The sequence below is a fragment of the Micromonospora sp. CB01531 genome (assembly GCF_001905095.1).
In the GTDB taxonomy this organism is placed as follows: domain Bacteria; phylum Actinomycetota; class Actinomycetes; order Mycobacteriales; family Micromonosporaceae; genus Micromonospora.
In genome coordinates, this window is record NZ_LWLS01000058.1 from 29,359 (window position 1) to 43,192 (window position 13,834).

Here is a 13,834-nt window from a genome sequence, read left to right on the forward strand (position 1 = left end):
GCTCCTGGAGGTGTACCTCCGGTCATGATTTCCTGAGGCGGCGTGGCGACCATCTCCCCGGCGCCGCTCCAACCTGTGCTTACCGTTGGCGATCCTGGCACCGCAGGCCGTCGAGCTGGTTGGGGCAACGCCCTCATTGGCTTGATTCTTGCCTACGGTGACCGGACACCAGTTAGGAGCCTTGATCACACGGCAGGCTTAGGCGCGGCGGGCAGGGCTCTTGCCGTGCAGCGATGCGGGCAGGGAAGCGTCGCGGCCCTACCGCTGGCCTGTGATGAGGAACTGCATCTGGTGCTCGTGGTTCGGGGCCACCCCGAATTGCCGGTCCAGTTCGTAGATCGACGTCAGCGGCGTCACGGTGACCGCCTGCAGACCAGCCTTCTCCAGGACCGCGACGGTCCGGTCGATGGACTTGGCGGTGACTAGGGGAAGCATGGCCTGTACTTGGTTGTCGTAGTGGTCGGTGAAGTTGTCGGTAGCATTGTGGAGGCCGTCGGGGAACCAGGTGCTGTCGATTACTGCGATCGTGCCGCGGGGGCGCAGCAGGCGTACCCAGTTCGCTACCGCGATCTCCGGTTCGCGCAGGGTCCACATCAGGTACCGGCTGGTCACCGCGTCGAAGCTGGCGGCCGGGAAGTCGGGGTGGACGGCGTCGCCGTGCTGGATGACCGGGCCGTTCGCCATGGCGGCGGCGTGGTGGCGGGCGCGCTCCAGCATGCCCTCGGCGAGGTCGATGCCGGTCACGCGGTGGCCGAGGCCGGCCAGGACCATGGCGGCCTGCCCGGTGCCGGTGCCGACGTCGAGGATATCGAGCGGGGCGGGCGGCAGGGCTCGCTCCCAGATCGCAGACCAGGCCTGCTGGTCGGCGGCGAAGCGTTCCGGGCGTTGGACGTACTCGTCGTAGCTCGGTGCGCGTCCGGTCCAGTACGCGTTGATGCGATCCTGCGCCGTCATGCGGCGCTCCTCTCGTCGGTGGTCTGGTCGACCGGTTGGAACAGCAGATGGATGGCGCCGTCGAGTTCCAGGCGCCGGATGCCGATGCCGTAGATGGGTTCGAGCACCTCAGGGTCCAGCACCTCCTCGGTGGTGCCGGCGACGACGGCCCCGCCGCGATCCAGCAGCACCAGGTCGTCGCAGTAGCGGGCGGCGAGGTTGAGGTCGTGCAGCACGACGATGGAGCAGGTGTTCAGGTTGCGTACCAGGTGCAGGATTTCGTGCTGGTAGCGGATGTCGAGGTGATTGGTCGGCTCGTCGAGTAGCAGGTGGGTGGCCTGCTGGGCGAGGGCACGGGCGATCAGCACCCGCTGGCGCTCACCGCCGGAGAGCTGGGCGAATGCCCGCGCGCCCAGGTGGGCCGCACCGACCCGGGTCAGGCACCGGGCGGCGATCTCGTGCTCGGCCCGGCCGATGCGCTGGAACGTCGACAGGTGCGGCCCTCGGCCCAGCAGCACCAGCTCCGCCGCGGTCAGGGCCGTCTCACCGCCGGTCTCCTGCACCACCACGGCCAGCCGGCGTGCGGCTTCCCGGGACGGCAGGGCGGACAGTTCGTCGCCGTCGACCATGACCTGTCCCGTGCCGCTGCGGAGTGCGCCGTAGAGCAGCCGCAGCAGCGTGGTCTTGCCGCTGCCGTTCGGGCCGATCAGCCCGAGGACCCGCCCCGGCCGTGCGGCCACGCTGACCCCGTCGATGACGGGGTTCGCGCCGTAGCGCCAGGAGACCCCGGTCGCCTCGATCACGCGCCGGCCTTGAAACGCTGCACGATCCGCTCCAGGCCGTCGATCGACAGCGGGGTCGGCGGCTCGGTGAAGTTGAACAGCTGTGTCATGACGGTGCCGTTGCGGACGGCGTCCAGGTTCTCCGCGCCGGGCAGCCCGGTCAGCCCCTGCTCGACGGCCTTGGCGTCGCCGTCGCCGTACAGCAGGATCAGCACGTCGGGATTGCGGCCGAGCAACTCCTCCACCGTGACCTCGAAGACTCGCTCCTTCACGTCCCCGAAGACGTTGCGGAAGCCGGCCGCCTCCAGCTGCGGGTGGGCCATGCTGACCGTCCCGTAGGCGTACGTCGTCCCACCACCGACCGTCGGGTACAGCACCGCCGCCGTACGACCGGTCGACGCGTTCGCCTGTGCTTGGATCTTGCTCATCCGCTCCTTCAGGGCGGTGATCGCGGTCGTGGCCTCGGCTTCGCGGCCGAACACCTTGCCGTAGGTCTGCATTTGCGAGTAGATGTCGTCGAAGGTCGGCGGGGCCGTGCTGTCCGGGCACATCGCCGGCTCCTCCAGCAGGGGGATGTTCACCGCCGACAGCGTGTCGCGGGACAGGTTGTCCACCTCGCCCAGCACCAGATCCGGCTGCTGGCTGATCACCACCTCCTTGGAGATCTGCAGGTGGCCGCTGGTGTCGGTCTTGTCGGTGAGCAGCGGAATCCGGTCCAACTCGGTGAGGGTCGCGGCGTCGTAGTACTCCTTCGGGTACTGCCCGGCACGCGCGCTGACCCGGTCCATGACCCCGAGCGCGTGCAGGTACGGCACGGCCGCGCTCTTGAGCAGGACGACCCGCTGCGGCGCGGCGTCGAAAGCCACCGGGATGCCGCAGTTCGTGACGGTCAGCGGGTAACCGTCGTCTGCCGCAGCCGGTTCCTTGCCGCCGCCGCAGGCGGCGACGAGCAATATGGTGGCGGACGCGGCGGCAGTGGCAGCCAGGCGAACGGTCTTCATGATTCCTCCTCGACGGATCGGGTGCTCAGGTGCCGGTGGCGTGCAGACGACGGATCAGGACCACCAGGAACGGTGCGCCGAGCAGGGCGGTGATGATGCCGATCGGGATCTCCTGCGGGGCCAGCAGGACCCGGGCGACCACGTCGGCCCAGACCAGCAGGATGGCCCCGAGCAGGGCGGCCACCGGCACCACCCGCACGTGCGGGGCCCCGACGATGCGGCGGGCCAGGTGGGGAACGACGAGTCCGATGAAGCCGATGCTGCCGGCGGCGGAGACCAGCACGCCTACGCTGAGTGAGACCACCACGAGCAGCCGCATCCGGAACCGGTCGGGCGACACGCCCAGGGTCTGCGCAGACTCGTCACCGAGGGCCAGCACGTCGAGCCGCCGTCCCGCCACGGTCAGGTAGAGGATCGCGCCACCCAGCACGACCGCGGCCACCACCAGCAGGGCGTTCCACCGGGCCAATCCCAACGATCCGAGCAGCCAGAACATCACCGATCGGGATCCCTCGGCCGATCCGGAGGCGAAGATCAGGAAGCTGGTGGTGGCGTACAGCGCGTACCCGACCGCGACCCCGGACAGCAACAACCGGATCGAGGTGACCCGGCCGCCGCTGCGCGCAATCAGGAAGACCAGCAGCGACGCGGCGAGCGCACCGAGGAAGGCGCTGGTGGGCAGGGCGTACTGCCCGAAGCCGGCACCGGCCCCGAACAGGATCGCGGCGGCCGCGCCGCTGGAGGCCCCGGAGTTGATGCCCAACAGGTACGGGTCGGCCAGCACATTGCGCACCATGGCCTGCAACGCCACCCCGCACACCGCCAGTCCCGCGCCGACGAGCATGCCGAGCAGCACCCGAGGCAGCCGGACCTGCCAAACGATGGCCTCCTGCGGCAGGGTCCAGGTCACTTCGCCGGGCACCCCGACGAGCTGATGCCCGATGATCCGGGCCACGCTCGCCGGGGCGATGCCGATCGCACCGGACCCGACCGCGACCACCCCGGTCAGGACCAGCCCGACCGTCAGCGCGACCAGCCATAACCCAGTTCGACGTCGTTGCGCCGCGACGCCGAGCAGATCCTTCTGCCCCTCCAGCAGGGCGGCGGCCATCACCACACCCCCATCTGCAAGCAATTTGCTCTTGCCAAGCCTTGGCAAAAAGTAGCATCAAGATCAAAGGACGTGGAAGGTGAGTGAGTCGCTGTTCACTCCCACCGCAGCCGGTTTACCCGCGGCGGAAGGAGCGCCAAGACCAAGATCGGCGACGGGCACGGTCGCGCGGCGACCCCACGGGCTGCTGGTGATCCAGTAAAGACCCCGGCCGGGCGGTGTTATATCGGCAGAGATCATCCGCTGCCACGAACGGCTTCTCGCCCGCGAGATCTGGGCCGCCGTACCGCCATCGACTCTCGGCTCAGCCTCGCCAGCATCCTCGCCGAACCACTGCGCGCCACCGGCACCGAGGCAAGACGCCCAGACACGCGTGGCGGAGCTGGCCGACCTCGTCGGCCTCACCCCGGACCTGCTGACCCGGCGTTCGCACGCCGCCAGCGACGGCCAACTGGAGGCGCCGCTGGCCCGGCGCCCTCGTCCGCCAGCCGACTACCTCATTGGCGACGAGGCCACCACCATGCTCGATGCCGCTACCCAGGCCCACCTCGGCACTGTCATCACCGACTACCAACGTCAGCACACCGCGGATGTCCTGCTCATTACCCACGACCCGGCCCTGATGGGTCCGCTGGGCCACCCGAACCGTCGCTCTACCGCCAGTTCTCAAGGTCGGGCAGCCGTAGGCCCGGGCGGGATTGTGACCGATGACGCCATGCCCGACCTAAACGGCCTGCCCATGCCCAGGTCCGGTCGGTTCGTCCTGGCCACGGGCAGGCCGACCGTTCACACCCGCCTCGCATGCCCGGTTTGGGGTGACGCTAACGGTTGTGCCGGGAGACGACGGGCGGTCGGTGGCTCACTGGCTGGCCGGCGCCGGGGAAACCGGTGCCGGTTGGTCCCGCCGGCCTCGAGCGACGCCGATGATGACGTCGAGGACGAGGAACGCGGCCAGCGGGATGCCGAACATGGGGAGCGCCCAGCCGATCGCGAACACCACCGGTACGCCGACGGCGATGGCCGAGGCGGGCAGCTTCTGCCAGGCGCCGCGCTCGGGTGGGGTGCCGACGGTGGCGCGGCGGTCCGCGCGGGTGGGGCGGCGTTGCCACCACATCCGGTATCCCCACACGATCACGCACAGCAGTCCGAGCGCGAGCGCGGCGAGCAGGATCTGGTTGGCGATGCCGAACAGCCGACCCATGTGCGCCTGGATGCCCAGTTTGGATAGCTGGGCCAGCAGCGGCCAGTCGGTGAAGTTGCTGCGGGCGACGACTGTGCTGGTGGCCGGGTCGATGGCGGCGCGGTCCAGGTGCACCGGCCAGGTGTTGTCGACCTGGGTTACCGTCCACGCTCTGGTGGCGTCCTCGGGGATGCTGATCTCGATCGGGCCGGCCAGGTCGTGGTCGCGGGCGATGCGCAGCACGGTGTCCGCTGCGGCCGGGTCGACAGCGTTGGCCTCGCCAACGCCGGAGCCACCGTGGTGGCCGCCCCCGGCCGCCGGCGCGCCGCCAGCCAGGGCGGTGGCCAGCTGAGGCTGGCGCGCGTCGAGCGCGGTGAGGGCGTTGTCGAAGTTGCCGCCCGCATACCGGGACCAGGTCAGCCCGGTCGCGGACAGGATCAGCAGCCCGACGGCGATCCACACGCCGGTGGCCGCGTGCCAGCCCCGGGTACGACGCACCCCCTTCCTGGCGGTCAAGTCCGGCAGCAGCAGCCGGCGAGCTTTCGGGTTCGCACCGCGCTGGCGGCGCCACCACAGTGCCAGCCCACCGAGGGCCAACACCCACAGCCAGCTCGCCGCAAACTCGGAGTAGTAGCGGCCGAGGTCGCCGAGGTGCAGGTTGCGGTGCAGGTCATCCAGCCAAGTGGTGGCCGGAGTGGAGCCCCACCACGTGGTAAGGGTGCCCTTCACCTCAGCGGTGTACGGGTCGACATAGACGGTGTGCTGTTTCTCGCCGAGCTCCGGCATCGAGAACACCACCTGGGTGGTGGCGTCAGAGTCGCCGACGATGACACTCATCAAGCTGCCCTCGGGGTGGGCGCCGCGGGCAGCGGCGACCTGCTCCGCGAGGGGCTTGGCGGTCGCGCCCGCGTGCGCCACCGTCAGCTTGTCGCCGTAGAAGAGTTGGTCCAGTTGCGGCGTCGCCGTGTACAGAAGCCCCGTCACCGCCGCCACCAGCAGGAACGGAGCGACCAGCACACCGGTGTAGAAGTGCAGCCGGACCAGCAGTCCGCCCAGGCCCGATGCGCGGCGATTGGTGGACCGAGTCGGGGGTGGGGATGCGGCGGGCGCCTCGGCGGGCTGGTCGAAGACGTCGGTGACGGACATGGCTCCTCGTTCGGTCTCAGGGGCTGCCATTGGCCGCCACGCTCGGTCCTGCTCACGACCGCACCCCGCGTCCCCATGTCACGGCGTGCCCGTCAGACGGCGGCAGGCTGCCGGCGCCTGCTGAATAGTCGATCGCCAGGGGCGGAAAGTTCCCCGCCACGGCAGCCCCGGCATCGCACAATCCCGGTCGACGAGACCGGGCTTGTCCGCGCCCGACCGCGGCTAACAAGATCCGCCCGGCCGCTGCTGCCCGTTGCGCTGCACCACCCAGCGGCACTCGAACTGTGAGGTTCGGTTCTGCTATCCCGCCGCCTGTGACGTTCCGCCCTGGTGGCCACCCGCACCGCCGCAGTCACGGTTGGGTTCGCCTGGTCGGATGACGCCGGGAACTATCCCCGCGTGATGGACGACTAGCAGAAGGTGCCGGGCACGCCGGCCGCCTGAGATTGAGACGAAGAGGACGCCCTGATATGAACCGGTCCCTGCTCGCGAGAGCGGCCACCATCGCCGCTGCTGTCGCCGCCATCACCGTTGGGGTGGCTGGCCCGGCGTCGGCGCACGTCAGCGTCAACCCGAAGGAGGCGACGCAGGGCGGCTACACCAAGGTCACCTTCCGGGTGCCGAACGAGAAGGACAACGCCAACACCACCAAGGTCGAGGTGAACCTTCCGGCCAGCTCGCCCATCGGGTCGGTGTCGCTGAAGCCGCTGGCCGGGTGGACCGCACAGACCGAGACGTCGAAGCTCGCCACGCCGATCAAGGTCCACGACTCGGAGCTGACCGAAGCGGTCACGAAGATCACCTGGACCGCTGACGCCAACTCGGCGATCAAGCCAGGCCAGTTCCAGGAGTTCGACGTCTCCCTCGGCCCGCTGCCGGAAACCGATCAGCTCGTGCTCAAGGCCCTGCAGACCTACTCCGACGGTGACGTGGTGCGGTGGATCGAGGAACCGACCAGCGGCGCTGAGCCGGAGCACCCGGCCCCGGTGCTGAAGCTGACGAAGAAGGACGCCGCCCCTGCTGCCGCCGCCGCCCCCGTGGCTGCGGTCGCGACGAGCACCGACAGCGACAAGGACAGCAGCAACGGCACTGCCTACGGCATCGCCGGCATCCTGCTCGGCCTCGCCGGCCTCGTCGCCGGTCTGCTCGCCTACCGCCGCACCGCCCAGCGCGGCTGACCCGGCGGACGCACCCGACCGCTGACCGGGCGCGGGCCGGCAGACGTACACCGGCTGCCGGCCCGCCGCTTGGTGATGCTCGCAAGACGACGCCAGGTCTGCGCAGGTCCACCATCCTCCGCCGGTTGGCGGCCGATCCGGGGGATGCCGCGAACTCGGCAGCGGGACCGACCAGACGATCATCCGGGCCTACCGGGCCGGCTGACGCTCGACCGGCGCCCCGGTGCGGTACGGCCGCACCGGGACGGCCGGATCAAGTGAGGCGCCGCCCCGGACCGCCCAGCCGGATCGCGCCAGGCGAAGGCCGGCTAACTGCCGGCTCGCGCGGCGGGAGCGCAATGCTGAACCCCTCCGCACGGCGTGCGGCACAAGTCGCGATCACGCGCCGTTGATGTGCGCAAGGATCTCGTCCAGAGCGGAGACGTATGGCAGGTCCGGCTGTGTGGGCGTGCCGGTGCGGCAGAGCGCGAGACCGCGGTAACCGAGGCTGACGGCGGCGGCGACCAGGTCGGCGTTGTCGTCCACATAACAGGTGTGCCGTGGTGGCACGCCCAGCGCCTCGCTTGCCGCCCGGTAGATCGCCGGGTCCGGTTTTCTGCAGCCCACCTCGCCGGCCACGGCGAAGTATCGGAAGTAGCCGCGCAGGCCGATCTGCTCGTAGCTGGCCCGTAAGGACTCTGCGGTCGCCAGGCTGTCGGTGACCACCGCCATCGGCAGGCCTCGCTCGTGCAGTCCTCTGAGGGTGGTGGGCACATCGGGGAACGGCTGTACCGGGTTCGGATCCGCGGCGATCAGCTCGTCCAGCAGTGATTGCGGCGGCCGGCCGATCCCGAGTTCGGCCAGGACACAGCGGCAATAGCCCTCCCAGGTTCCGAAGCGCTGCGCGCGCTCGAGCATGGCGGCCCCGGACCGGAAGGCGTGCGGCAGTTCCTCGATGGGCGCTGCGGGCCAATGCCGCCGGAGGATGTCCTCCAAGTCCCGGCCCAGGCGGGCACCCGGGTCCGAAGGTCGGATCAACGTGCCAGCCGAGTCGAACAGGACCGCTCGGATACCGGGCCGCCGGAGGCGTTGCTGATGCATCATGATCGGCGTTCAGAGCCGGGCGTGCGCCGCGATGAGGCGTTCCTGGTCCGGGCGTTGCGATCGGTTGCCGGAGATTTCGTCGGCCCAATCGAGTAGGCGGTTCAGGTGGCTGTCGACGGTTACGGTGGCGGTGCCCAGGTTGCCGATCACAATCTCTCCGCTGGTGCCATCGATGGTGACGACTGTCCCTTCGGCAACGACGCGTTCGCCCGCCCGCACACACTCCGCCGCGACATCAACGGTGAGGGCGGTCGCGTCGACGACCCCGGGTTTGCCCATGGCCCGCGCGACGACGGCCGCGTGGCTGGTGGGCCCGCCACGGCTCGTGACTATCCCGGTGGCGGCGGCCAGGCCGTGCATGTCCAGCGGCGAGGTGTAGGGGCGTACGAGGATGACCGGGCCGTCGGCGGCCATGCGCGCGGCCCGGTCCGCGGTGACCGCGATGCGCCCGGCCGCGACACCGGGACACGCGCCTCGGCCGCGGGCGAGGACATCGAGCCCATCGCCGGCGCGCATCCGAGGTGTGTGGGCGTTGCGCAGATGCTGTGGTGAGATTCGCCGTAGGGCCGTGCGTCGGTCGATGAGCTGTTCGTCGGCGAGGTCGACGGCGACGCGGATCGCGGCACGGCCGGTGAAGCCGCCGGGCCGTACCTGCAGAAGCCACAGGCAGCCCGCCTCAAATGTGAACTCGACATGGCAGGCGTCGCGGTAGTGCTGTTCGATCCGGTGCAGGGCCGCCAGCAGGTCTCCCCATACCGCCGGCTCCCGGCCGGCGAGCTCGGACAACGGCCGGGTGGTGGACCGTCCGGAGACGACGTCTTCGCCCTGCCGGCCGAACAGGACGTCGCCGAACGGGGTCTTCTCGCCCGTGTTGGGGTCGCGGCTGAAGGCGACGCCGGTGCCGCTGTGCTCGTCGCGGTTGCCGAACACCATGGCCTGGACGATCACGGCCGTACCCGATTCGTGCGGGATGTCGTGCAGCTCGCGATAGGTGGTCGCGCGCGGAGTGTGCCACGACGCGAAGACGGCACACACCGCCGCCCGCAGTTGGTCCATCGCGTCGTCAGAGGCAGCCATGCCGGACGGCCGAGTGGCTGCCTGCGCGTCGTCAGTGGTCTCGCGGAAGGCGGCCGCGAAGCTGGTGAGGAATCGCTGACGCGCCTCCTGCACGAAGGCCGGGTTGCCGGTCTCGGCAGCCAGCCCCCCGGTCGCCTCGGTGGTGAGGCCGAGGTTGAGGACGGTGCTCATCATGCCAGGCATAGACACGGCGGCACCGGACCGAACCGACACGACCAGGGGCCGTTGGGCAGCGCCAAAGCGCCTTCCGGTGGCTGCCTCAAGTCCTTGGACGGCAATGACCAGCTCGGCGTCGAGGCCCTCCGGTAACCGCCCGTCACGGAGGTAGGCGCGGCAGGCGTGGGTGCCGATGACGAATCCGGGCGGGACGGGCAGGCCGAGACGTCGCAACGCGACGAGGCCGTGCCCCTTGCCGCCAAGCAGCGCCGGGGACTCGTCGGTTTCGGGCGTGAGCGGATGGATCCAGTTCATGGGAGGGCGGCTCACTGTCGCGGGATGCCGAGGGTGGCGAGCAGATCTTCGTGGAGTTGGAACCACACGATGTGATAAGAGGTCGTGCTGTCGACCAGTTCTTCCAGAGCACCGGACTGGGCACGGTCGAGCGCCGCGGCGAGTCTGGTCCGGTACCGCCGGAACCGCGGCAACGCCGCGGCCAGGTCCGCGCACACAGCCTCGGCACGTTGGTCCAGGTCGACGAATCGCTCCAGGACCCGAGCGTCGTACGCGCGGTCGGAGTGGTCGTTCGAGGCCACGACGCCGTCGACGGTACGCAGGTGCCATGCGGAGCAGAGATCCAGCAGCTCGGGGTTGAGCACCATGAATTTCTCGTACGCCGCGGCCACGGCGTCCCGGGCACCGGTGGCGTCGAGCTCGCCAGTTATCCGTCGGGCATCCTCGACACGGCCCGCCTCCGTGAGACCCCACCCGCCGAACTCGCTCGGCGTCCGCGTCACCAGGCCGGCAACGGCGAGATCGATCAGCTGGGACTCCGCCTCCGCCTCGGGGAGGCCAGCCGCGTCCGCCACGCGGGACAATTCGGCGAATCCGATGCAACGAAGCGCGTGGAGCGCGAGCGATTCATCGGAGCCGGTCATCGTTCGTCCGCCTCGGCCGGAGTCGGGGTGGTCGCCGCCGCGTAGGCGGCGCCCCAACCGGATGCCCGAGCGATGATCTTCCCGTCTCGGATGCGGATCGCGGCTTCGGTCTCCTCGGCCGTGCCGGCACCGATGGCGGACGCGAGCGCGGCCTGGTCATCGAGGACCAGGCGCGTCGACAGGCTGATCGCCGGCCCGAACACCCGCCGCAGGCAGGCGGCGAGGTCGGTGATCCTCAGCCGGACCAGTGCCCCGATCTCGGCCGGATCGCTCGTGACGATCGCCAAGGTGACGAGGTCGCCCGACCGGGCGGCACGAACCGCTTCCTCGGCCGCCCCCAGGCGGCCTGTTCCGAGGACCACGACGAGTCCGTCGCCGTCGAACCCGACCGGACGGCCAGTGATCGCATCTGCCAGGTCTGTGGGCGGCATCCACGTGTCGCGGCGCGGTTCGGGTGCGGCGACGTACGCCAGATGGGGCGGGCTCCAGACGTCGTCCACATCGAGGCCGGCGAGATGACGGCAGGCGCGCGCCACGTCGAACGGATCACCGAAGCCGGGCGCGGTCTGGGCAAGATAACCCGCTCCGTTCAACAGGGTCAGGATCAGCTCGGCCAACCGCACCCGCCGACCCGCTTCGGGTGGCTGGCAGGACTCCAGCGCGAGAGCCACCACCAGGCTCTCCAACGTTGTGAGGCCGGCCAGGGCGGTGCGCCCGGGTTCGTCGTCGAACACGCCGGTCAGTGACTGGTACTTCAGTTTCGCGGCGCTGGCCGGGTCACCGGCCAGCGGCAGCCGTTCGAGCCAGACGCGCGCGAAGGCCTCGGCCGCCGTCGCCACATCCATCGCCCCGGCGGGCGCGTCCGGCGCGGCCGTGCGCGGTACAGATTCGAGCAGGACCGCCAGGTACAGAGACCGCTTGCTCGGAAAGTTCGAGTAGACAGCGCCCCGGGTCAGGTCCGCTCGCGCAGCGATGCGATCGACCTTGGCGTCGACATAGCCGTGCTCGGCAAACTCCTGCGTCGCCGCCGCCAGCACGGCGGCACGCGTCCGCGCCTGCTGTTGCACCCGGGTCAACCGCACCACCGAAACCCCCTGTACGCGTTTCGCCACCAGCAGCATACTATCAACATCCAGATGTTGGGCGCATCCGAATGTTCACTGTCTCTCAACTGCTCACCGAAAGGAGCGCCGTGACCGACCTCGGCCTGGAGGCGCACGAGCTCACCAAACGCTTCCGCGGCAACACCGCCCTCAATGGCGTCGACCTAGCTATCCCCCGAGGTCAGGTTCTGGGTTTGCTGGGCCCCAACGGCGCCGGCAAGACCACCCTCATCCGGGTTCTCGCCACCCTGCTCAGGCCCGACAGCGGAACCGCGCGGGTGGCCGGCTACGACGTCGCGCGCCAACCCGGACAGGTACGCCGACGCATCGCCCTATCCGGCCAGCACACGAGCGTCGACGAGGAACTCGACGGGCGGGCGAATCTCGTCATGATCGGTCAGCTCCTCGACCTGACCCGGCGCGACGCCACCCACCGGGCCGAGGAACTGCTGTCCCGGTTCGGCCTCACCGAGGCGGGCAACCGGCGCGTCGCCACGTACTCCGGAGGCATGCGCCGCCGGCTCGACCTGGCGGCGAGCCTGGTCGGCCGCCCCCAGGTGGTCTTCCTGGACGAACCCTCGGTCGGGCTCGACCCCGGCAAACGCGAAGAGCTGTGGCAGATGATCCGCGACCTCAGCTCCGACGGGGTCACCGTCCTGCTGACAACCCAGTATCTGGAAGAAGCCGACACCCTCGCCGACGCCGTCACTGTCATCGACCACGGACGGGTCATCGCCAGCGGCACTCCGGCGCAACTCAAACAACAGGTCGGCGGACACACCGTCAACGTGCGAGTCAACGACCCCGCCGACGTCGATCGCGTCGCCGCCATCCTCACCGTCGTCACCGACCGCACCCCGGCACGCGCCACCCGGCACCAGCTGACCGTACCGGTCTCCGGTGACGACGACTTCTTCCAGATCGCCGCCGAACTGCGCCGCCAAGCCGTCAACGTCAGCGAACTGTCGCTCCGCCTACCCAGCCTCGACGAGGCATTCCACGCCCTGACCGACGCATCAGCCGCCACGCCGACTCCGCAGAGGCCCTGACATGACCACGCACACCCATTCCGTCGACTCGCGGACGGGCCGGCCGTTGCGCTGGCTACGCCACAGCCTCATCCTCGCCCGGCGCAGCCTCGCCAAGACCTCCCGCAATCCCGGTGCCATCGTCAACGGTGTGGTCACCCCCGCGCTGTTCCTCGTCCTCTTCCTTTACGTCTTCGGCGGGGCGGTAGCCGGCTCGACCGACAACTATGTGCAATACCTGTTCCCCGGCATCATCGTCATGGGCGCCGGCCTGGCCGGGCTCGTGTCGACCGGCACGAATATCAACATAGATCTCAAGAACGGCGTCACCGACCGCTTCCGCAGCCTGCCCATCAGTCGCCTCGCGCCGCTGCTCGGCTCCGTGCTCGCCGACATCGTCCGCTACCTGATCGCCGTTGCGATCCTGTTCCTGCTCGGAACGATCCTCGGCTTCCGCAGCCATGGCGGCGTCACCACCACCCTCGCCGCCATCGGCCTGGCCGTCCTCTTCGGCTTCTGCGTCAGCTGGATCACCGTGCTCATCGGCGTCATGGTCAAAAGCGCCGAGGCCGTCCTGGCATTCAGTTTCCTCACCTTCCTGCCGCTTCAGCTCGGCACCAGCCTCGCCGCCCCCACCACGAGCCTTCCCGGCTGGCTGCAATCCTGGGTACATGTCAACCCGGTGACCGCCGTCATGGACACCTGCCGCGCGTTGCTCAACGGAACGCCGCCCGGCGACCGGCTCACCACCACACTCATCTGGTGTGCGGCAATATTTCTGTTGTTCTGCCCGATGGCGGTCTGGACCTACGGTCGCCGCGAATAACCGCGAACGATGGAAGGACCGAAGGCTGGGCATCGACCCGGCCCAACCAAAGCCCCCACTCAACAAAAAACAGGTTTCGGTGATTCACAGAGGTGGGCATGCTGCCCGCCTCCGTCACCGATGTCAACCAGCCGACCATGCTGCTCGATAACGATGCCCACGCCGTTACCGCATCGGACGCCGCGAGCTGTCTCCGGCAGCGTCCCGGGCCTCGACAGCAAACGGGTACGAAGTGCTCGGCGACAGCCCAGCCGGGTAGCCGTCGCCGGGAACATCGCCAGCAATCTCGCAG

12 protein-coding genes are annotated in these 13,834 nt (G+C 69.6%); 3 read left to right on the top strand and 9 right to left on the bottom strand.

Translation table 11 applies throughout. The features are described from left to right. Positions 1-258 precede the first annotated feature (258 nt). From A6A27_RS09935 to A6A27_RS09955, 5 genes are all read right to left on the bottom strand, one after another. On the bottom strand, positions 259-954 hold the full coding sequence (locus A6A27_RS09935; protein ID WP_073834268.1) for a class I SAM-dependent methyltransferase: 696 nt from the start codon (positions 952-954) through the stop codon (positions 259-261). Further along, entirely contained in the window at positions 951-1,736 is a 786-nt protein-coding gene (locus A6A27_RS09940) for an ABC transporter ATP-binding protein (protein WP_073834269.1), read from the bottom strand. Before A6A27_RS09940 ends, A6A27_RS09935 begins: the two co-directional genes overlap by 4 nt. Beyond that, positions 1,733-2,716 carry an ABC transporter substrate-binding protein gene (locus A6A27_RS09945; RefSeq protein WP_073834270.1) on the bottom strand — a complete coding sequence of 328 codons (984 nt, stop codon included), beginning with the start codon at positions 2,714-2,716 and terminating at the stop codon, positions 1,733-1,735. The genes A6A27_RS09940 and A6A27_RS09945 overlap by 4 nt, the downstream gene beginning before the upstream one ends. Positions 2,717-2,741: 25 nt before the next feature. Continuing rightward, on the bottom strand, positions 2,742-3,827 hold the full coding sequence (locus A6A27_RS09950; RefSeq protein WP_073834271.1) for a FecCD family ABC transporter permease: 1,086 nt from the start codon (positions 3,825-3,827) through the stop codon (positions 2,742-2,744). Between the two features lie 859 nt (positions 3,828-4,686). Then, positions 4,687-6,153 (bottom strand): PepSY-associated TM helix domain-containing protein, encoded by a 1,467-nt coding sequence (locus tag A6A27_RS09955; RefSeq protein WP_073834272.1) that lies wholly within the window; start codon positions 6,151-6,153, stop codon positions 4,687-4,689. Positions 6,154-6,623: 470 nt separating this feature from the next. On the opposite strand from A6A27_RS09955, the gene A6A27_RS09960 reads away from it, so the two are divergent. Continuing rightward, entirely contained in the window at positions 6,624-7,331 is a 708-nt protein-coding gene (locus tag A6A27_RS09960; RefSeq protein ID WP_073834273.1) for a YcnI family copper-binding membrane protein, read from the top strand. A gap of 378 nt (positions 7,332-7,709) precedes the next feature. On the opposite strand, the gene A6A27_RS09965 is transcribed toward A6A27_RS09960, so the two are convergent. The 4 genes from A6A27_RS09965 to A6A27_RS09980 all read right to left on the bottom strand — a co-directional run bounded on the left by A6A27_RS09965 (position 7,710) and on the right by A6A27_RS09980 (position 11,706). Continuing rightward, positions 7,710-8,414, bottom strand: a complete 705-nt coding sequence (locus tag A6A27_RS09965) for an HAD family hydrolase (protein ID WP_073834274.1) — start codon at positions 8,412-8,414, stop codon at positions 7,710-7,712. Between the two features lie 9 nt (positions 8,415-8,423). Next, positions 8,424-9,962, bottom strand: coding sequence for a pyruvate, phosphate dikinase (locus tag A6A27_RS09970; RefSeq protein WP_073834275.1), 1,539 nt, complete (start codon positions 9,960-9,962; stop codon positions 8,424-8,426). Positions 9,963-9,973: 11 nt separating this feature from the next. Continuing rightward, entirely contained in the window at positions 9,974-10,516 is a 543-nt protein-coding gene (locus A6A27_RS09975) for a transcriptional regulator (RefSeq protein ID WP_241825199.1), read from the bottom strand. A gap of 65 nt (positions 10,517-10,581) precedes the next feature. Next, positions 10,582-11,706: a TetR/AcrR family transcriptional regulator gene (locus tag A6A27_RS09980; protein WP_198940256.1), complete on the bottom strand. Its 1,125-nt coding sequence runs from the start codon at positions 11,704-11,706 to the stop codon at positions 10,582-10,584. A gap of 32 nt (positions 11,707-11,738) precedes the next feature. Between A6A27_RS09980 and A6A27_RS09985 the strand changes: the two genes are divergently transcribed. Further along, positions 11,739-12,737: an ATP-binding cassette domain-containing protein gene (locus tag A6A27_RS09985; protein WP_073834277.1), complete on the top strand. Its 999-nt coding sequence runs from the start codon at positions 11,739-11,741 to the stop codon at positions 12,735-12,737. A 1-nt stretch (position 12,738) separates the two neighbouring features. Next, positions 12,739-13,542 (top strand): ABC transporter permease, encoded by an 804-nt coding sequence (locus tag A6A27_RS09990; RefSeq protein WP_073834278.1) that lies wholly within the window; start codon positions 12,739-12,741, stop codon positions 13,540-13,542. Positions 13,543-13,834: the final 292 nt, after the last annotated feature.